Source organism: Streptomyces sp. NPDC033165 (assembly GCF_055577965.1).
In genome coordinates, this window is the sequence record NZ_JBVIPK010000020.1 from 64,584 (window position 1) to 82,653 (window position 18,070).

Consider the following 18,070-nt stretch of genomic DNA (forward strand, 5'->3'; position numbering starts at 1 on the left):
TCCCGCCGCCCGTCTCTGCCGCGCGCGCGGCAGACAGCGGGACCCGTGGCCTCTGTGCCCTTTGTGCCTCTGGGCCCTTTATACGGAGGTTCCGGGCCGGCCGCCCGCTCAAATCGGGCAGCCGTACGAGGGGGCGGCCGGTCCGTGGGCCGTTGCGCCGGTCGGCGGGGGCGCGCGCCGCGGGTCTCAGCGCGCCTGCTGGTTCAGGGCAGCCGGGCCGGGTATTCGCTGAGCCATGCCGACACCGAGAACCTCACCCACCGCCGCCCCTGCCACCGCCCGGTTGCGGCACTGGCTCCAGGGGCAGGACCTGGCCGTGTTCCGGAGCGTCGCGGACCGGCACTGGCCGGGCGCCGATCCGCTGCTGCCCCGGCTGAGCCGGAGCGCCAACCACGGGCTGCTGTGGTTCGGGGCGGCGGCCGGGATCGCCGCTCTCGGCAGCAGCGCACGGTCCCGGCGGGCCGCGCTGCGCGGGGTCGCGTCCCTCGCCGTGGCCTCGGCGGCGATCAACACCGTCGCCAAGGGCGCGGTGCGCCGCGAGCGGCCGACAGTCGATCTGGTGCCGCTCGTGCGGCAGCTCAAGCGGCAGCCTGCCACCACGTCCTTCCCCTCCGGCCATGCCGCGTCGGCCGCCGCGTTCGCCACCGGTGTGGCCCTGGAGTCCCGGGGCTGGGGTGCGGTCGTGGCCCCGGTCGCGGTGGCTGTGGCGGCCTCCCGCGTCTACACGGGGGTCCACTACCCGAGCGATGTCCTGGCGGGGGCGGCACTCGGCATAGGAGCCGCGTTCGCCCTGCGCGGGGTGGTCCCCACGCGGGGCCAGCTGCCCGCCCCCGGCCGCCCGCCCGGCGAGGCCCCGGCACTGCCCGGCGGGAAGGGCCTCGTGGTCGTCGTGAACCGGGAGTCGGGCACCGCCACCGCGACCGCGTCGCTCGTCCGCGAGGCGCTGCCCGCCGCGGAGGTCGTGGAGGTCGCTCCCGACGAGCTGTCGACGGCCCTGGACGAGGCGGCGGGCCGGGGCCGGGCGCTCGGGATCTGCGGGGGCGACGGCACGGTGAACCTGGCGGCCTCCGTAGCGGCGACGCACGGCATGCCGCTCGCCGTCTTCCCCGGCGGGACGCTCAACCACTTCGCCTACGACCTCGGCATCGAGACCGTGCAGGAGACTGCGGCCGCCCTCACGGCGGGCGATGCGATCCGGGTGGACCTGGGCCGCTTCCGGCCGGGGCCGAAGGGGGAGGACGGCGCGGACGGCTACTTCCTCAACGCCTTCTCCCTGGGCGTCTATCCGGACCTGGTGCGCACCAGGGAACGCTGGTCGCCCCGGATCGGCGGCTGGCCGGCGGGCGTGCTCGCGGCGCTGCACGTACTGCGCGGGCAGCGGCCACTGGAGGCAGAACTCCAGGGCCGCCGGAGGCCGTTGTGGCTGCTGTTCGTCGGCAACGGGCTGTTCCAGCGGGTGGGCCCCGCTCCGGGCCGCCGCCACAACCTGGCGGACGGGCTGCTGGACGTACGGGTGGTGCACGGCGGCCGGGGCCCCGCGCTGCGGCTGCTCTCCGCGGCGGTGGCGGGGCCACTGACCCGCTCCCCCGCCCATGCGGCGGTACGCCGGCGGCGGGTGCGGATCGCCGGCCTGGCGCCGGGTACGCCGTATGCGTACGACGGTGAAGTAGCCCACTCAGGAACAGAGTTGCTGGTCGACAAGCTACCGGAGGCGCTGACGGTCTACTGCCCGATGCCGGTCTGAACTCCCGGACGACCAAGTCCACATGGCAAGACGCGTATCTCACCATTCGGCATCACCGCGTACGGTGGTGGCTGTCGCCGCACCCGTCGGCGCAAGGTTTTCGGGAGAGGACTCACCGTCATGCCGAAGGAGACCGCCGTGTACACGCACGGCCACCACGAGTCGGTCCTGCGCTCGCACCGCTGGCGGACCGCCGCCAACTCGGCGGCGTATCTGCTCGGTGAACTCCGCCCGGGCCAGGCCGTGCTGGACGTCGGCTGCGGCCCCGGGACCATCACCGCCGATCTGGCCGCCCTGGTCGCGCCGGGCCGCGTGACGGCGGTCGACACCGGTACGGCCATCCTCGACCAGGCCGCCGGAGTCGCGGCCGAACAGGGCCTGGACAACGTCGAGTTCGCGGTGGCCGACATCCACGCCCTGGACTTCCCCGACGACTCCTTCGACGTGGTCCACGCCCATCAGGTGCTCCAGCATGTGGGCGACCCGGTACAGGCGCTGCGCGAGATGCGGCGCGTCTGCCGGCCCGGCGGCGTGGTCGCGGCACGCGACAGCGACTACGCGGCGATGACCTGGTTCCCGGAGATGCCCGGCCTGACCGAATGGCTGGACGTATACGGACGGGTGGCCCGCGCCAACGGCGGCGAGCCCGACGCCGGGCGCCGGCTGCTCTCCTGGGCGCGGCAGGCCGGGTTCACCGACATCACCCCGACCGCGGCCGCCTGGTGCTTCGCCACCCCTGAGAGCCGCGCCTGGTGGAGCAGGCTGTGGGCGGACCGTACGACGGACTCGGTCTACGCCGAACTGGCGGTGCGGGGCGGCCATGCGAGCGCCGAGCAGCTCACGGCCGTCGCGGCGGCGTGGCGCGCCTGGGGCGAGGAGGGCGACGGCTGGTTCATGGTCCCGCACGGCGAGGTGCTGTGCCGGGTGTGACGGTCCGGCGCGGAGCCGGGTGACGGCCCGGCGCTGTGCCGGGTACGACGGCCCGGGGCGGCCTGGAGCCCGCGCTCCGCGAGAGCGCGGGCCTGGCCGTTCCCCCGGCAGCCGGAGTCCGGAGGGGCAGAATCGATCACGCTCCCACCGGCCGCCAACTACCCTCGTGGTCATGGAGATCCTCGGAACCACGCTGCGTATCTGCGTCGACGACCTGGAGGCCGCGGTGGCCTTCTACGAGGGGCTGACGGGCACCCCGGCCCTGCGCTTCGAGCGCGGCGGGGTGTCGGTCGCCGCGATCGGCTGCTTCCTCCTGATGAGCGGGCCCGAACCGGAGCTGGAGGTACTGCGCAAGGTGAGCGCGACCATCGCCGTGAAGGACGTCGACGAGGCGAACGCGGCGCTGACCCGGGCGGGCGCGCGGATCGTCGCGGGCCCGGTGCCGACCCCGGCGGGCCGCAACCTCATCGCACTGCACCCGGACGGTTCGGTCTTCGAGTACGTGGACCGCAACGTCACGGCCTGACCCGGCCCTCACGGGAGCAGGCCTGCCGTCATCTGCCCCGGCGGCGGAAGAGGTAGCCGCCGCAGACCCCGCCGATCAGGAACATGGCCAGCAGGGCGAACCAGAGGGGCATGGTCACCTCGGGGATCAGCACGCGGATGGTGACCTTCTTCGTGTTCACGCAGATGAACACGATGACGAGCACGACCAGCACGGAGACCGCGATGCGTCCGGGGGTGAACCATCCCCCGACGCGCCCCCTGCCGTTCGATACGTCCTTGGGGCTCATGGTCCGGCCCTTCCGCTCGCCCTGCGCCGTTCGGCCCGCCGTCCATCGCGCACGCGGCCGCCCCCGGAGCCCCAGCATGTCTGCCCGCCGGGTCCGGGGGGCGGTCCTGTACCGCCGTTCGGGTGAACGGCGGTACAGCCGTGTCACCCCGCCGGGACCACGGGCAGCTCCAGGACACCCGTGTCCTCGGGAGCATGGACCACGGTGACGGGCTTGATGCCCCGGTTGCCGAAGTACGCGGTGTCACTGGCGGCGATCACGAACTCCAGGCGGTGCCCCGTCTCGTACCGGTGGACGATGCCGGGCAGCTCGACCGTGAAGGGCCGGGTGACATCGGGGACCCGCACCGGAGAGACGAGCCGGTTCACGAGCTTGCGGCTGCCGTCGGGCGCGACGTCGTAGACCTTGGCGAACAGGACGAGCTTGTCCGAGGCGTCGCCGCTGTCCTGGACCCGTTCCGCTCTCGGGGAGACGACCTTCAGGGTGGCCTTCGGCGCGCCGACGACGTCGAGCGGCTCGGCGAGCGGTTCGCTGCGCCAGCCGAGGTAGGTGCCCTTGGTGTCGTACGGCTTGGGGTCGGGAAGTCCGATCAGCGGGGCGATCGAGCTCTCCGAGTGGCTGGTCGGCAACAGCCAGTTGACGTACTTGCGACTGCCGCGCGCCACCTTGGAGCGGTTGTCGACGAGCTTGCCGTCGCCGGAGAGGTACATCGTCCGCGAGAGGTCCGGGACGTCGTCGGCGGTGCCGTAACCGCTCTGCCAGGAACGGTAGTAGGAGAACGCGGGTCCGGTGTCGGTGTCCGTCTTCCTGCGGAGGTGGCGGTCGAACCAGGCCAGAACCCGCCGCCCCACGTGGCTGGTCTCCAGGTTGCCCTGGCCCAGGTCGAGTTCACCGGGAACCTGACCGCCGCTGTGCCCCCAGGACTGCCAGATCATCTTGGTCTCGGTGCCCTGCGCCCTGAGCGTCCTGTACGTGGCGGTGGCCTCGTTGAGGTTGAACAGGCTGTCGGCCTGGCCCTGGACGATCAGGGTGGGGGCCTTGACCCGGTCCAGGTAGGAGACGGGTGAGACGCTGCGCGCGTAGGCGAGCATTTCCTCGGCCTTGTCGGCGGGGTAGCGGCCGGAGTTGAGGAGGCGGATCGTCTCGCAGGCGCGGGTGGCGAAGTGCAGGCAGTCCAGCCGGTTGATGCGGGACGGGTCCAGGCTCGGGTTCAGGAGCGGCTGGCCCTCGCCGATGAGGTAGAAGCCGTTGGCCCACTGCCACTTGAAGACACCGGGGACATCGGAGGTGACTCCGGTGTGCGCCCCGGTGCCGTTGGGCGCGAGTGCGTAGGCGAGGTCGTTCCAGGTGATCAGCGGGACGAGTGCGTCGAGACGGGGGTCGACGGCTGCGGTGGCGAGCTGGATCGCGCCGCCGTAGGAGCCGCCGATCATTCCGACGCGCGGGTCGCCGTCGGCGTCCTGGGTGACGAAGTCGGCCTTGGTGCCGTCGTCGGCCGCGCGGACGCCCCCGAGGAAGTCGAGGAGTTCGCTCGCCGCCCGCCCGTCGACGGCGGGGTCGTCCAGCGTGATCAGGCAGCCGGACTCGCCGAAGCCGAGGCCCGAGTAGACCAGGCCGACGTAGCCGCGCTCGGCGAAGGCCTTGCCGATGGCGTCGGTCGAGCCGTCGGACTTGCTGCCGCCGAAGCCGTTGGTGGCGAGGACGGCGGGAGCGGGCCGGTCCGCATCGACCCCGGCGGGACGGTAGAGATCGGCGTCCACCGCACAGGAGCGGTCGCCCGCTTCGACGGTGAACGTCAGGGGGGTGACGGTGTAGGCCGGGTCCGCCGCGGCGCGGGCCGGACCGACGAGGGCCAGGGGGGCGACGAGAGCCGCCCCGGCGACGGCGACGAGCGGGGAGCGCAATCGGGAAACAGCACCTGACACGAGAACCTCCACACCGAGGAACCTTACCGACCGGTAAGTATTGGGCCGCGCTCATGCTGTGACACACGTCATAGCGGTGTCAACGCTTCTGTCAGTGGTTCCTGACGGATGTTCACGTTCTGCGCGCGGAAACACACCAACTCCGCGCCCACGCGGACTGCGGCGCGGGCGCGGATGAGACGGGGCGGCCGAGGAGGCTCAGAGCAGGGCGGGGACCTCGACGGTCAGCGTGCAACGGCCGCCGTCCGACGGCGCGTTCAGCACCGCGGGCACGCCCAGGGGAATCGTCGGCGCGGCATCACCGTGCCCGAACCCCAGCTCCTCGGCCACGGGTATGCCGAGCGGCCCGAACCGGTCGGCGAGCACGGCGCGGACCTTCTCGTACGGTCCGCACTCCCGCCAGGACCCGCAGACGATCCCGGCGACTCCCTCCAGGGCGCCGGACCGCAGCAGCCGGGTGAGGATGCCGTCGAGCCGGTAGGGCTCCTCCCCGGTGTCCTCGACCACCAGCAGCCCGCCCCGGGCGTCGGTGCGCCCGCCCGGGGCGCCGGTACCGGCGGCGAGCAGGCTGACGCACCCGCCGAACGTGACGCCCCGCGCCCGCCCCGGGACCAGGGCGGCCGCCGTGTCCAGGCCGAGGACGCGCACGGTCTCGGGCTCGAAGAGGGTGGCGCGCAGATGCTCCCGGGCCGCCGGGTCCTTCAGGAACGCGTCGGTGGCGACCATGGGCCCGTGCAGCGTGGCGAACCCGGCCCGCAGAGCGAACGCCTCGTGCAGCACGGTGATGTCGCTGTAGCCGACGAAGGCCTTGGGCCCGGCGGCCCGGATCGCCGTCCAGTCGACCAGGTCGACCATGCGGTGCGCGCCGTACCCGCCGCGGGCGCACAGCACCGCGTCCACGGACGGGTCGCACCACGCGGCCTGAAGGTCCTTCGCCCGGTCCGCGTCCGCCCCGGCGAGGTAGTCCAACTCCGGGTGGACGGAAAGGACATGGGGGCCGACGACCAGATCGAGGCCCCAGTCCCGCAGGATCGCGAGCCCTTCCTCCAGCCGGTCGGCGGGGACGGGACCGCTGGGCGCCACGACGGCGACCCGGGAGCCGGGGCGCAGCCGGGGCGACCGAGCGAGGGCAGCCGCCGGGCCGTGCTCCTCGCGCGTCATGTCGTCAGCTCCAGCCGGGGAACGTCGGGGTGTTCGATGCCGAACGTCTGCGCGTAGAGGGAGAGTTCGGCCTCCAGCGCGCGGACCAGCGTCTCCGCGCGCCGGAAGCCGTGGCTCTCGCCCTCGAAGGCGAGGTAGGCGTGGGCGATGCCCCGGCCCGCGACGGCGGCGAGGAAACGCTCGCACTGGGCGGGCGGGCAGATCACGTCGTCGAGCCCCTGGAGCAGCAGGAAGGGGGCGGTCAGCCGGTCGGTGCGGTTGACCGGGGAGCGTTCGCGGTAGCGCTCGGGCACCTCGGCGTACGGGCCGACGAGGGACTCCAGATAGCGCGACTCGAAGTCGTGGGTCTCGTCGGTGGCCCACCCTTCGAGGTCCAGGATGGGGTAGCTGATCGTGCCGCAGGCGTACACGTCCGTGCCGGTCAGGGACGCGGCGGCGGTCCAGCCGCCCGCGCTGCCGCCCCGGATCGCGAGCCGGTCCGGATCGGCGGCCCCCTCCTCGACCAGGGCCGAGGCGACGGCCGCGCAGTCCGCCACGTCGACGACGCCCCACTCGCCGCGCAGCCGCTCCCGGTAGCGGCGGCCGTAGCCGGTGGAGCCGCCGTAGTTGACCTCGGCGACGCCGATGCCGCGCGAGGTGAAGTAGGCGATCTCCAGGTCGAGAACGAGCGGTGCGTGGCCGGTGGGGCCGCCGTGCGCCCACACGACGTACGGGGGTTTCCCGCCCTCGGGTCCGGTGCGGTCGGGGCTGTGCGGCGGGTAGAGGTGGGCGTGGATCTCGCGGCCGTCGGGGCCGGTGAAGGTGCGGTCCTGGGGCACGGGGTAGTAGGCCGGATCGACCGGGTCGCGGTGGGGTGCGCCGATGGTCCGGGTGTGCCCGGTGGCGGTGTCCAGCTCGATGACCTGGTAGCCGGTGCGGGGGCCGGCGGCGACGCCGACGACCCGGCTGCCGTGGACGGTGAGCGTGTCGGCCCAGGCTGTCCACGGGCCTGGCACGTCGGCGAGTTCGACGGTCTCCGGGTCGAGGATGCCCAGGCGGGTGGTGCCCTTGCCGTGCAGGACGGCGATCAGTCCGTTGTCCAGCGGGTGGAACCAGCGCAGCCCGATCTTCCACAGCGGCCCGCCGAACTCCTCGCCCCGGGGCGGCAGAAGGCGGCTGCTGGGCACGACGCCGCCCGCCACGGCGTCGGGGCGGATGCGCTGGAGCTCCCACCAGCCTGCGAGGTCGGAGACGAACAGGAGGCTGCCGTCGCGGTCCCACTCGATCTGGCAGACCGACTCCTCGATATCGCCCACCAGGGGCCGTACGCCGGTGAATCGACCGGTCTCCGTGATCTCCGCCAGCATCACCACCGTGCCGTCCCAGGGCATCCGCGGGTGGTCCCAGGCGATCCAGGCGGCCCGCCGCCCGTCGTGGGAGACCCGGGGGCCGGTGACGAACCGGTTCCGGTCGTCGGAGAGTTCGCGGACTGCCGAGCGGTCGTCGGCCGCCGAGCCGTCCAGCGGTACGGCGGCGAGGACCCGGCGCACATCGGTCGGGGCGGGTCCGGTGAACTCCTCCAGCACACACCACACCTCCCCCTCGGCCCCTTGCTCCAGGCGCAGTTGGGGGTCCACCCAGCGCCGCCCCCCGCCGAGCTCCGAGACCGGGGTGAGCGGCCACGGCTCGCCGGTCCCGTCGGGGGCGTAGGCGTACAGCCGCTGGTCGGTGAAGTGGACGAACACCACGAGGAGTTCGCCGTCCTCGCGCACCGCGCCCGCCCAGGGCTGACCGCCGTACTCGATGACCCGGCTGCGGGCGTTCCACGGGACGGGCAGCGCCGGGGCGGTGCTGCCGTCGGCGCGGCGGCGCATCAGGGCGCGGCGACCGCCCTCGGCAGGGCGCGGCTCGGTCCACCACACCTCGTCGCCGACGGTGCCGAGATGGTCGGGCCTGCCGTCGTGCGAGGCGGCGAGGGCCGCGTCGATCGGCGACGGCCAGGTTCCGTACGGGGCTGCGGGCGCGGGCACGGTGTTCACGTCGGTCGGTCCCCCCAGGTGCGGGTCAGGCGGTGCGCAGGTAGTGGTCGAGCACGCGGACGCCGAAGTGGAGGGCGTCGACGGGTACGCGTTCGTCGACGCCGTGGAAGAGGCGCTGGTAGTCGAAGCCGACGGGGAGCTTCAGCGGGGTGAAGCCGTAGCCGGTGATGCCCAGGCGGGCGAACTGCTTGGCGTCGGTGCCGCCGGACATGCAGTACGGCACGGTGTGCGCGCCCGGGTCGAACCGCTCGACGGCGGCGCGCAGCTTGGCGTACGTCGGCGAGTCGATCGGGGCCTGGAGGGCCCCCTCGCGGTGGTAGAACTCCCAGGAGACGCGGGGGCCGGTGAGCCGGTCCAGGGTCGCCCGGAACTCGTCGTCGCCGCCGGGGACCGTGCGCCCGTCGATGAAGGCGGTGGCGTGGCCGGGAATGACGTTGACCTTGTAACCGGCGTCCAGCATCGTCGGGTTGCTGCTGTTGCGGACGGTGTTCTCGACGAGGGACGCGGCGGGGCCCAGCTTGCCGAGGAGCTCGGCGACGTCGAAGCCGGGGTCGTCGAGGTCGGCGGTGATGCCGTGCAGGGCGGCGATCTCGGTGATCGCGGCGCGCACGGTCGGGGTGAGGCGGATGGGCCACTCGTGTTCGCCGATCCGGGCGACGGCGGCGGCGAGCGCGCTCACCGCGTTCTCCCCGTTGACCTTGGAGCCGTGCCCGGCCCGGCCCTCGGCGGTGAGCTTCAGCCAGCCGGTGCCGCGTTCGCCCGCGGCGATCGGGTACAGCGAGAGGCCGCCCCCGGCGTGGAAGGTGAACGCCCCGGACTCGCTGATGCCCTCCGTGCAGCCCTCGAAGAGCTGTGCGTGCCGGTCGGCGAGGAAGCCGGAGCCGTCGGCCGCGCTGTCCTCCTCGTCGGCGGTGTAGGCGATGACGATGTCGCGCCGGGGCCGGAAGCCCTCGCGGGCCCAGCCGCGTACGACGGCGAGGATCATCGCGTCCATGTTCTTCATGTCGACGGCACCCCGCCCCCACACGACTCCGTCGCTCACCTCGCCGGAGAAGGGGTGCTTCCTCCAGTCGGCGGGCTCGGCGGGCACCACGTCGAGGTGGCCGTGGACGAGCAGCGCGTCGGCCGTCGGGTCGGTGCCGGGAATCCGGGCGACGACGTTGGTCCGGCCGGGGGTCCGCTCCAGCAGGGCCGGCCGCAGTCCGGCGTCCGCGAGCCGCTCGGCGACGTACTCGGCGGCCGGACGCTCCCGGCAGTCGCCACCGCCCCGGTTGGTGGTGTCGATTCGGATGAGCTCGGAGGTGAACGTCACCACCTCGTCGAGCGCCTGCCGGTCCACGGGTCCGAGCCGGTCGGGGGCGTCAGCCATATTGTTCCTCCACAGCGGCCGACGCGATCGTCGTCACCGCCTTGAACGTGCGAATTCCTTCGTACATCGTCGCGACGGTGTACGCGACGCGCCTCTCGGCGGTCGCCGCCACACCGGGCACCACGGTCGCCGCGGCCGCCAGATGTTCGGCGTCGAACTCCAGCTCCACGGTGAACGTCCCCCCGGTGACGGGCTCCCGCCGCCCCGCGAGCACGGTGGCGTCCTTCGCCGCCGCCCGGATGTCGGCGGCGGTACGGGCCGGGGTGCGGCACACCGCCGCGTAGCGGGAGACGTAGTCCTTGACAGCGACCTTGCGGGCGTCGGGGGCGTATCCCTCGGCGTCCACGCAGGTCAGGTCGTCGCCGGTGACAAGGACGACGGGGACACCGTACTCGGCGGCGACATGCGCGTTGAGCAGGCCCTCGCTCGCGCGGACCCCGTTGAGCCAGACGCCGGTGATGGAGTTGGCGAGGTAGGTGTGGGCGAGGACGCCCTCCGTGCCGGCGCCTGTGTGATAGCCGACGAAGGCCACCGCGTCCACGTCGCCGTGTTGGATGCCCTCCACCATGGAGAGCGACTTGTGCTTGCCGGTGAGCATCTGGACCCGTTCGTCCATGCGCTCCAGCAGCAGGTTCCGCATCGACCAGTGGGCCTCGTTGACCAGGACCTGGTCGGCGCCGCCGTCGTAGAAGCCGAGGGCCGCCGCGTTCACGTCGGAGGTGAACATCGACCGGCAGCGCTCCCACTGAGGAGTCCCCGGCAGCACGTCGGCCGGCCAGGTCACTCCGGTGGCGCCCTCCATGTCTGCGCTGATGAGGATCTTCATGCCGCCACACCGTACGCGCCGCGAGCGGCATGGGCCAGGGAGATCCGGCACGCCAGAGGTCCAGTCCGGCGAAGGTCCCTCCGGCGGTCCCTTCCCTGTCCGAGGCGTCGAACGCCCTCACCGGGGACCGGGAGCACTGGGCCGCCATGCTGAAGGAGCGGTACGCCCGGGCGGGCTGCTCCTACCGGCGCGGCGGCGCGGGCGCTGTCGCGGCTGGTGCGGGAGGCGGCGGAGGCGCGCCGAGCCCGGGGCCCGCGCACGTCGTGCCGCCGGCCCTCAGTCCTCGTGCCCCAGTTGCAGGTCGCGTTCGGTGCGGCCGCCGCCCGCGACCTGGAGCACAGTGGCCACCGGCGGGTATCCGGCGGCGATCACGGTGTATTCGCCCGACGACAGGTCGACGAACCGGAACGAGCCGTCGGGCCCGGTCGTGAGGGTGTCCACCACATTGCCCGCCGCGTCGAGCAGGGTGACGCGGGCGTCCTCGACGGGGCGGCCGCCGGTGGCCCGGACGACGCCGCGCAGCACGGCCCCGCCCGCCAGCTCGACGTCCTGCCGGGTCTCGCGGGCGGCCTGCACGCTCACCGGGAGGGCGGCCGGGCGGAAGGCGGGGGCGCTGGCGGCGAGGGTGTACTCGCCCGCGACCAGCTCGCCGATGACGTAACCGCCCTCACGGCCGGTGCGGGTGGAGGCGACGACCTCGCCGCGTACGTCGGTGAGAGTGACGGCCGCGTCGCGGACCGGGGTGCCGTCGGCGGTGAGGACGGACCCGGCGAGGCGTCCCGCGCCACCGAGCACCACGTCCAGCTCGACGGGGCGCTCGCCCACGGTGACGCTGACGGCCTGCGGCTGGTGTCCGCCCGCGGCGGCGATCAGGACGTAGGACCCGCCGCCGGGGACGCTCAGCGCGTACCGCCCGTCCTCCCCGCTGGCGCCGCGCCCGACCTGCTGCCCCTGGACGTCGATGAGGGTGAGGGCGGCCCGGGGGACGGTGCTCCCGTCGGGGTGCTGGACGCTGCCGTGGACCGGGACCCCGGAGAGGTGGGCGAAGGACGGCCGGCCGGAGTCGGTGCGGGCGGCGGGGATCTGCGAGGTCTCGGCGGCTGCTTCGGGGCTGTGGTGGGACACCAGCGGTTTCTCCTTGAGGAAGAAGGCGAGGATCAGGCCGAGCACGAGCACCGGCACGAGGTAGAGGAAGATGCGCGGCATCGCGTCGACGTACGCCTGGATGTACGCGTCGCGCAGGGCCGGTTCCATCGCGTGGACGATCCGCGGGGTGATCGACTCGGGGTCGGGCAGCTCCGCGCCGGTGGGGAGGCGGACGCCGAGGGCGTCGGAGAGCCGCCCGGCGAACAGCGTGCCGAAGACGGCCGCGCCGACGCTGCCGCCGATCTGCCGGAAGTAGTTGTTGGCGCTGGTGGCGGTGCCGAGGTCGGCGGGGCGTACGGAGTTCTGCACGGCGAGCACGAGGACGGACATGACCAGTCCGATGCCGGTGCCCAGGACGGCCTGGTAGAAGCCGTACGCCAGCCGGGAGGTGTCCGCCTCCAGCAGGGAGAGCAGCCACATGCCGACCACGGACACGGCGCTGCCGACGATCGGGTAGATGCGGTAGCGGCCGGTACGGGTGATGAGCCGGCCGGAGACGATGGAGCCGCCGACGATGCCCGTCATCATCGGGAGCATCAGCAGCCCGGACTCGGTGGCGCTGACCCCGTCGACCATCTGGAGGTAGGTGGGGAGGTAGCTGGCGGCCCCGAAGAGCGCGATGCCGACAACCGCCCCGACCAGACCGGTGACGTTGAAGACGGAGTCGCGGAACAGCCGCAGCGGGATGATCGGTTCTGCGGCGCGGTGCTCGGCGACGACGAAGAGCACCGTCGCGACGACCGCGCCCGCCGCGAGCCCCAGGACGGTGCGCGAGCCCCAGGCGTACTCGGTGCCGCCCCAGCTGGTGACCAGCACCAGGCAGGTGGAGGCGACGGCCAGCAGCACCGCGCCGAGGATGTCGAGCCGGGGCCGGACGGCGGGCCTGGGCAGCTTGAGGACGAGAGCGATGACGGCGAGGGTGACCAGCCCGAAGGGGACGTTGATGTAGAAGCACCAGCGCCAGGAGGCGTGGTCGGTGAAGAACCCGCCGAGCAGGGGTCCGGCGACCGATGCGAGGCCGAAGACCGCGCCGATGAGGCCCATGTAGCGGCCGCGTTCCCGGGCCGGGACGATGTCCGCGATGATCGCCTGGACGCCGATCATGAGCCCGCCGCCGCCGATGCCCTGGAGGGCGCGGAAGGCGATCAGCTCGTCCATGGTCCGCGACCAGCCCGCCAGCGCGGAGCCGGTGACGAAGACGACGATGGCGAACTGGAAGACGCCCTTGCGGCCGAAGAGATCGCCGAGCTTGCCGTAGATCGGCAGGACGATGGTGGAGGCGAGGAGATACGCGGTGACCGCCCAGGACATCCTGTCCAGGCCGTGCAGCTCACCGACGATCTTCGGCAGGGCGGTGGCGACGATCATCTGGTCGAGAGCCGCGAGCAGCAGGGTGAGCATCAGCCCGAGGAAGACCATGCGGACCTTGCGGGGGCTGATCCCGGCAGCGGCACCGGCCCCGGGTCCGTCCGGTGGTGGCGGGGGCGGTGCGGCGGGCGTTCCGGCCGCCGCCGCTGTGCGGTTCACTGCCCTGCCGTGCGCCCCCGTGCCGTCCGGCTCGTCCTTCACCAGGGTGATTCCGCCGCCCACCACGTAACGCTCCCCTCGTCGCATCTGCGACGCCCAGTTCTCGCATCGTGCGGCGAGGCGGGGCAAACGCGACGAGGGGCGTACAGGGCGCGTACGGAGGGCTTATGCGCCGGTGGGAGCCGCTACGGCGCACAACCGGCCGCCCCGGAAAACCACCCGTTCCGGTGAGGCCGGACTGTTCGAGCCCTGGTGCGGGGAGGGCAGCCGCCCGGGAACTACTTCTCGACCTCGGTGGCGAGGTTCTGGAGCAGCTCGTCGTAGATCCTGCCGAGGCCCTTGGGGGCGAAGGTCCGCTCGAAGAAGCCGCCGATGCCGCCCGCGCCGTCCCAGACGGTGGTGACCACGGCCTTGGACCTGCCCTCACCGGCCGGGGTGACGGTCCAGGTGGTGACCATGGAGGAGTTGCGGTCCTTCTCGACGAGCTGCCCGTCGGTCGGCTCGCTGACCTCCAGCAGGCAGTCCCGGACGCGCTTGCTGGTGGCCTGGAGCTTCCAGTGGACCAGGGTGCCCTCGCCGTCGCCGCCCTCGCGGACCTCGTACTCGCTGAAGTGCCCGGTCAGCACCTTGCCGCGGACGTCCTTGTAGTCGGCCAGCGCGTCGAACACCGCCTCCGCGTCCGCCGCGATGATCCGCTCCGTCGTGGCCTCGACCTGCGCCATGGCTGTTCCTCCAGCAGTCGGTTGTTCGGTGGGTGAGCTGAGCCAACCACCTCGGGCACAGCCGCTCAAAATCGGGGCCGACGGGCCGGTCCGCACGATCAAGGGAACAAGTGTTCTATTCTGTGGCCAGTGCTACCGAGGAGGCGTCCATGCGCTGGGACAATCTGGCCGAAAACCGCTCGACGGTCGGGAACAGCGCGCTCTTCGCCGCGGACGCGGTGACCACGCGCACGTTCGACACCCCGGAGTTCCGGGGCATCACCTTCCACGAGATCCGGGCCCGTTCGATCCTGAACCGGGTGCCCGGGGCTTCGCGGATGCCGTTCGAATGGACGGTCAACCCCTACCGGGGCTGCACTCACGCCTGCGTGTACTGCTTCGCCCGCAAGACCCACAGCTACCTGGACCTGGACACGGGCACCGGCTTCGACTCCCAGATCGTCGTCAAGGTCAACGCGGCCGAGCTGCTCCAGCGGGAGCTGGCCTCCCGGCACTGGCGGGGCGAGCACATCGCGATGGGCACCAATGTGGACTGCTACCAGCGGGCCGAGGGCCGGTACCGGTTGATGCCCGGCATCATCGCCGCCCTGCGCGACCGGGCGAACCCCTTCTCGATCCTGACGAAGGGCACGCTGATCCTGCGGGACCTGGAGCTGCTGCGGCAGGCGGCCGAGGCCGCCGAGATCGGCGTCTCGGTCTCCGTTGGCTTCACCGACCGGGAACTGTGGCGGACGGTCGAGCCGGGCACCCCCTCCCCCGAACGCCGCCTGGACGTGGTGCGGGCCCTCACCGACGAGGGGATCGCCTGCTCGGTCCTGATGGCCCCCGTCATCCCCTTCCTCGGCGACCACCCGGAGCAGCTGCGCACCACCGTCGCCGCCATCGCCGCCGCCGGGGCGACCTCGGTGACCCCGCTCGTCCTGCATCTGCGCCCCGGCGCGCGCGAGTGGTACCTGGGCTGGCTCGGCCGGCACCATCCGCAGCTGGTGCCGCGTTACGAGCGGATGTACGCGGACGGCTCCTACGCTCCCACGTGGTACCAGCGCCGGATCACCCGTCAGGTGCACGAGCTGGCGGACGAGTTCGGTATCGGCCCGGCGCACCGCGGCGAGGCCCGCCGCATCGCTCCCGACCCGGCCCCGGCCACCACGCCTGAGCCCGGGCCCACCCAGCTGACCCTGCTGTAGCCCGGGGCCTGCCGAGAAGGGCTTCCGCAGGGCCGATGGCGTGACCGTACGGGTCGACTCTGCCCGGAACGGCCCCTTCCGGCGGCCGATTCGGGGACCATGCGGCGGGGACCCGGTGATCCGGCGCCGCGTTCCCGTCACTCCCGGGAGGCCCCATGACGAAACGTGCAGGAATTCTTGTCGCCGTCGGCGCGACCGTCGCCGGTCTGCTGACCGCGGCGTCGGCCCCGGCCGCCGCCACCGGGGCGAGCACCCCGCCCGCCCCGCCGCTCAAGTGGACCGACTGCCCCACCGAGAACTACCCGAAGCTCCAGTGCGCGGAGGTCCGCACCCCGCTGGACCACACCCGCCCGTCGGGCCGTCAGATCACGCTCGCGCTGTCCCGCGTCCGGCACACCGGGACGGCCTACCAGGGCCCCCTGCTGGTCAACCCGGGCGGTCCGGGCGGCAGCGGTCTGTCGATGGCCGGGTTCGTGGCGTCCTCGCTGCCGAAGAAGGTCGCCGCCCAGTACGACGTGATCGGGTTCGATCCGCGCGGGGTCGGGAAGAGCACTCCGGCCCTGAACTGCCTGCCCGGGCACTTCGATCCGGTGCGCCCGGACTCGGTGCCGGACTCCTACCGCTCGGAGCGGATCAACCGCGACCGGGCCGAGGCCTTCGCCCGCGCCTGCGGCGAGAAGCACGGCGACGTGCTGCCGTACATGGACACGGTCAGCGCGGCCAAGGACCTCGAAGTGATCCGGCGGGCGCTGGGCACCCCGCAGATCAACTACTTCGGCTACTCCTACGGCACCTACCTCGGCGCGGTCTACGCCAAGCTGCACCCGGAGCGCGTGCGCCGCCTGGTCCTGGACTCCGTCGTCGACCCCGACGCGGTCTGGTACGGGGGCAACCTCGGCCAGAACTACGCGTTCGACGACCGCCACAAGGCCTTCGCCGCGTGGGTGGCGAAGCACCACGCCGCGTACCGCCTGGGCACCGACCCGGCCCGGGTCGAGGCCGCCTGGTACCGGATGCGGGCGGACCTGGCGCGCAAGCCCGCGGGCGGCAAGGTCGGCGCGAGCGAGCTGGAGGACACCTTCCTGCCGGGCGGGTACTACAACGGCTACTGGCCCTATCTCGCCGAGGCGTTCGCCGCGTACGTGAAGAAGCGGGACACCGAGGCACTGGTCCAGGTGTACGAGAACTTCGGCGCGGTCGACGCGAGCGGCGACAACGGCTACTCGGTCTACACGGCCGTCCAGTGCCGCGACGCGGCCTGGCCCCGGCACTGGAGCACCTGGCGCAACGACAGCCGCCGCATCCACGACAAGGCACCGTTCATGACGTGGAACAACACCTGGTACAACGCGCCGTGCGCCGGCTGGCCGGTGGCGCCGCTGCATCCGCGCCCGGTGAACAACCGCGAGCTGCGCCCGGCGCTCATCCTCCAGGCCACCGACGACGCGGCGACCCCGTACGGCGGCGCGGTCAGCATGCACCGCAAACTCAAGGGCTCCAGCCTCGTCGTGGAGGAGGGCGGCGGCAACCACGGCATCACGCTGAGCGGCAACGACTGCCTGGACCGGCACCTGACGGCCTATCTGACCGACGGGACCGTTCCGCGCGGCCGGGGCGAGGCGGACGCGGTCTGCCCCGCGCTGCCGGACCCGAAGCCGCTGCCCGCCGAGAAGGCGACGGCCCAGTCGGTGGACAACAGCAAGGGCAGCCGGCTGCACGGCCTGCTCGGCTTCCGCCGCTGAGTACCGACCGCTGACCCGGCGGCCGGCGGAAAGCGGTGGGCCGCGTGCGAGGGGGCGGGGTGCGAGGGGGCGGGCGAGGACGCCCGGCACGAGGCACTCCGCCACTCCCCCGCACCCGCCCGGCGGCTCGCCCGCTGCGAGCCGTGGAGGGCTTCGAGGCCGACGGGGTCACGGTGCCCGACGCGCACCGCCTCCGCCCGCTCACTCCCCCGGCAGCCGGCTGAGCGCCTCCGCCGCGGCCCGGCCCAGCCGGGGGTGCGGGAGCGCAGCCGTGAGGACCGGGCGGGCCCGGTCGTCGCCGAGGTGGCCGAGGCCCTCGACGCAGGCCAGGGCGACGCGCCAGTGGGGCTCGCCGGGGGCCAGCAGCCCCTGGAGGGTGAGCACCAGGGCGGGGACCGACTCGGGGGCGCGCAGGGCGGTGAGCAGGCGGACCGGGTGCAGGGCGTAGGCGGTGCGCAGGGTGTTCGTGGCGAGGGCGGCGGCCGCTCTCGGGGTGCGGGGGTCCGCCAGGCGGGCCAGGGCGTGGGCGGCGGAGACACAGCGCTCGGGGTCGCGGTGGTTGAGCAGCAGCACCAGCGCCTCGAAGGCCCGCCGGTCGCCCGCGCAGCCGAGCCGGAACGCGGCCATCTCCCTGGCCCACAGGGGGCGGTGCGGTTCGACGAGGACGCGGGCGAGCTCCTCGGCGTCCTCGGTGGCGGCGAGCCGCCCGTACAGCGGCGACCCGTCGGCCTCGGGTTCCAGCCGGTCCATGAGCGAACGGAACTCCTCATCCATGACGCTCAGCGTATCGGCGGACACGCTGCGTGCGAGACGGCATCGACGGACCGGTGTGAGCCGGCGCACAAGTATCCAGGGGTGGCGCGCTCGTTACTCGCCGGTTAATCTCATCTGAGCGGGACACACTCCCCGCCGGCTCCGGTGGCCTGGTGACGCAGCCACCCGGAGTGCTTGTCGGTTCGGCAGTTTCTGTATGACGTGG

General features: G+C 73.1%; 14 protein-coding genes. 5 read left to right on the plus strand and 9 right to left on the minus strand.

Annotated elements, in window-relative coordinates; all coding sequences use genetic code 11:
- Positions 1-235: 235 nt before the first annotated feature.
- The 3 genes from ACZ5WC_RS31155 (at position 236) to ACZ5WC_RS31165 (ending at position 3,200) form a co-directional block, all read left to right on the plus strand.
- On the plus strand, positions 236-1,744 hold the full coding sequence (locus tag ACZ5WC_RS31155) for a phosphatase PAP2 family protein (protein ID WP_468543956.1): 1,509 nt from the start codon (positions 236-238) through the stop codon (positions 1,742-1,744).
- 120 nt (positions 1,745-1,864) lie between these two features.
- Positions 1,865-2,674 carry a methyltransferase domain-containing protein gene (locus ACZ5WC_RS31160; protein WP_468543957.1) on the plus strand — a complete coding sequence of 270 codons (810 nt, stop codon included), beginning with the start codon at positions 1,865-1,867 and terminating at the stop codon, positions 2,672-2,674.
- Positions 2,675-2,846: 172 nt separating this feature from the next.
- Positions 2,847-3,200 (plus strand): VOC family protein, encoded by a 354-nt coding sequence (locus ACZ5WC_RS31165; RefSeq protein WP_468543958.1) that lies wholly within the window; start codon positions 2,847-2,849, stop codon positions 3,198-3,200.
- A gap of 28 nt (positions 3,201-3,228) precedes the next feature.
- Here ACZ5WC_RS31165 and ACZ5WC_RS31170 read toward each other — a convergent pair whose 3' ends face one another.
- The 8 genes from ACZ5WC_RS31170 to ACZ5WC_RS31205 all read right to left on the minus strand — a co-directional run bounded on the left by ACZ5WC_RS31170 (position 3,229) and on the right by ACZ5WC_RS31205 (position 14,162).
- Positions 3,229-3,468 carry a LapA family protein gene (locus tag ACZ5WC_RS31170; protein WP_468543959.1) on the minus strand — a complete coding sequence of 80 codons (240 nt, stop codon included), beginning with the start codon at positions 3,466-3,468 and terminating at the stop codon, positions 3,229-3,231.
- Positions 3,469-3,611: 143 nt separating this feature from the next.
- A complete protein-coding gene (locus tag ACZ5WC_RS31175; protein WP_468543992.1) occupies positions 3,612-5,372 on the minus strand; it encodes a CocE/NonD family hydrolase in 1,761 nt (586 codons plus the stop codon).
- A 219-nt stretch (positions 5,373-5,591) separates the two neighbouring features.
- Complete coding sequence (locus ACZ5WC_RS31180; RefSeq protein WP_468543960.1) at positions 5,592-6,554, minus strand: S66 peptidase family protein; 963 nt, start codon at positions 6,552-6,554, stop codon at positions 5,592-5,594.
- Positions 6,551-8,572 (minus strand): S9 family peptidase, encoded by a 2,022-nt coding sequence (locus tag ACZ5WC_RS31185; protein WP_468543961.1) that lies wholly within the window; start codon positions 8,570-8,572, stop codon positions 6,551-6,553. The genes ACZ5WC_RS31180 and ACZ5WC_RS31185 overlap by 4 nt, the downstream gene beginning before the upstream one ends.
- 25 nt (positions 8,573-8,597) lie before the next feature.
- Complete coding sequence (locus ACZ5WC_RS31190; RefSeq protein ID WP_468543962.1) at positions 8,598-9,941, minus strand: M20/M25/M40 family metallo-hydrolase; 1,344 nt, start codon at positions 9,939-9,941, stop codon at positions 8,598-8,600.
- On the minus strand, positions 9,934-10,767 hold the full coding sequence (locus ACZ5WC_RS31195) for a M55 family metallopeptidase (protein ID WP_468543963.1): 834 nt from the start codon (positions 10,765-10,767) through the stop codon (positions 9,934-9,936). The genes ACZ5WC_RS31190 and ACZ5WC_RS31195 overlap by 8 nt, the downstream gene beginning before the upstream one ends.
- 276 nt (positions 10,768-11,043) lie before the next feature.
- Positions 11,044-13,503 carry an MFS transporter gene (locus ACZ5WC_RS31200; protein WP_468543993.1) on the minus strand — a complete coding sequence of 820 codons (2,460 nt, stop codon included), beginning with the start codon at positions 13,501-13,503 and terminating at the stop codon, positions 11,044-11,046.
- A gap of 215 nt (positions 13,504-13,718) precedes the next feature.
- Positions 13,719-14,162 carry an SRPBCC family protein gene (locus ACZ5WC_RS31205; protein ID WP_103507621.1) on the minus strand — a complete coding sequence of 148 codons (444 nt, stop codon included), beginning with the start codon at positions 14,160-14,162 and terminating at the stop codon, positions 13,719-13,721.
- 149 nt (positions 14,163-14,311) lie between these two features.
- Between ACZ5WC_RS31205 and ACZ5WC_RS31210 the strand changes: the two genes are divergently transcribed.
- Together ACZ5WC_RS31210 and ACZ5WC_RS31215 are read left to right on the plus strand one after the other, a co-directional pair.
- Positions 14,312-15,349 (plus strand): Rv2578c family radical SAM protein, encoded by a 1,038-nt coding sequence (locus ACZ5WC_RS31210; RefSeq protein ID WP_468543964.1) that lies wholly within the window; start codon positions 14,312-14,314, stop codon positions 15,347-15,349.
- Between the two features lie 155 nt (positions 15,350-15,504).
- Complete coding sequence (locus tag ACZ5WC_RS31215; RefSeq protein WP_468543965.1) at positions 15,505-17,091, plus strand: alpha/beta hydrolase; 1,587 nt, start codon at positions 15,505-15,507, stop codon at positions 17,089-17,091.
- 201 nt (positions 17,092-17,292) lie between these two features.
- Here the strand turns inward: ACZ5WC_RS31215 and ACZ5WC_RS31220 are convergent, their stop codons facing one another.
- Entirely contained in the window at positions 17,293-17,865 is a 573-nt protein-coding gene (locus ACZ5WC_RS31220; protein ID WP_468543966.1) for an adenylosuccinate lyase, read from the minus strand.
- Positions 17,866-18,070: the final 205 nt, after the last annotated feature.

Bases quoted from the DNA above. Each gene is read 5' to 3' on its own strand.
- ACZ5WC_RS31155 (WP_468543956.1), top strand. From the start codon at position 236: ATGCCGACACCGAGAACCTCACCCACCGCCGCCCCTGCCACCGCCCGG.
- ACZ5WC_RS31165 (WP_468543958.1), top strand. From the start codon at position 2,847: ATGGAGATCCTCGGAACCACGCTGCGTATCTGCGTCGACGACCTGGAG.
- ACZ5WC_RS31170 (WP_468543959.1), bottom strand. From the start codon at position 3,468: ATGAGCCCCAAGGACGTATCGAACGGCAGGGGGCGCGTCGGGGGATGG.
- ACZ5WC_RS31205 (WP_103507621.1), bottom strand. From the start codon at position 14,162: ATGGCGCAGGTCGAGGCCACGACGGAGCGGATCATCGCGGCGGACGCG.
- ACZ5WC_RS31190 (WP_468543962.1), bottom strand. From the start codon at position 9,941: ATGGCTGACGCCCCCGACCGGCTCGGACCCGTGGACCGGCAGGCGCTC.
- ACZ5WC_RS31210 (WP_468543964.1), top strand. From the start codon at position 14,312: ATGCGCTGGGACAATCTGGCCGAAAACCGCTCGACGGTCGGGAACAGC.
- ACZ5WC_RS31195 (WP_468543963.1), bottom strand. From the start codon at position 10,767: ATGAAGATCCTCATCAGCGCAGACATGGAGGGCGCCACCGGAGTGACC.
- ACZ5WC_RS31215 (WP_468543965.1), top strand. From the start codon at position 15,505: ATGACGAAACGTGCAGGAATTCTTGTCGCCGTCGGCGCGACCGTCGCC.
- ACZ5WC_RS31180 (WP_468543960.1), bottom strand. From the start codon at position 6,554: ATGACGCGCGAGGAGCACGGCCCGGCGGCTGCCCTCGCTCGGTCGCCC.
- ACZ5WC_RS31160 (WP_468543957.1), top strand. From the start codon at position 1,865: ATGCCGAAGGAGACCGCCGTGTACACGCACGGCCACCACGAGTCGGTC.
- ACZ5WC_RS31220 (WP_468543966.1), bottom strand. From the start codon at position 17,865: ATGGATGAGGAGTTCCGTTCGCTCATGGACCGGCTGGAACCCGAGGCC.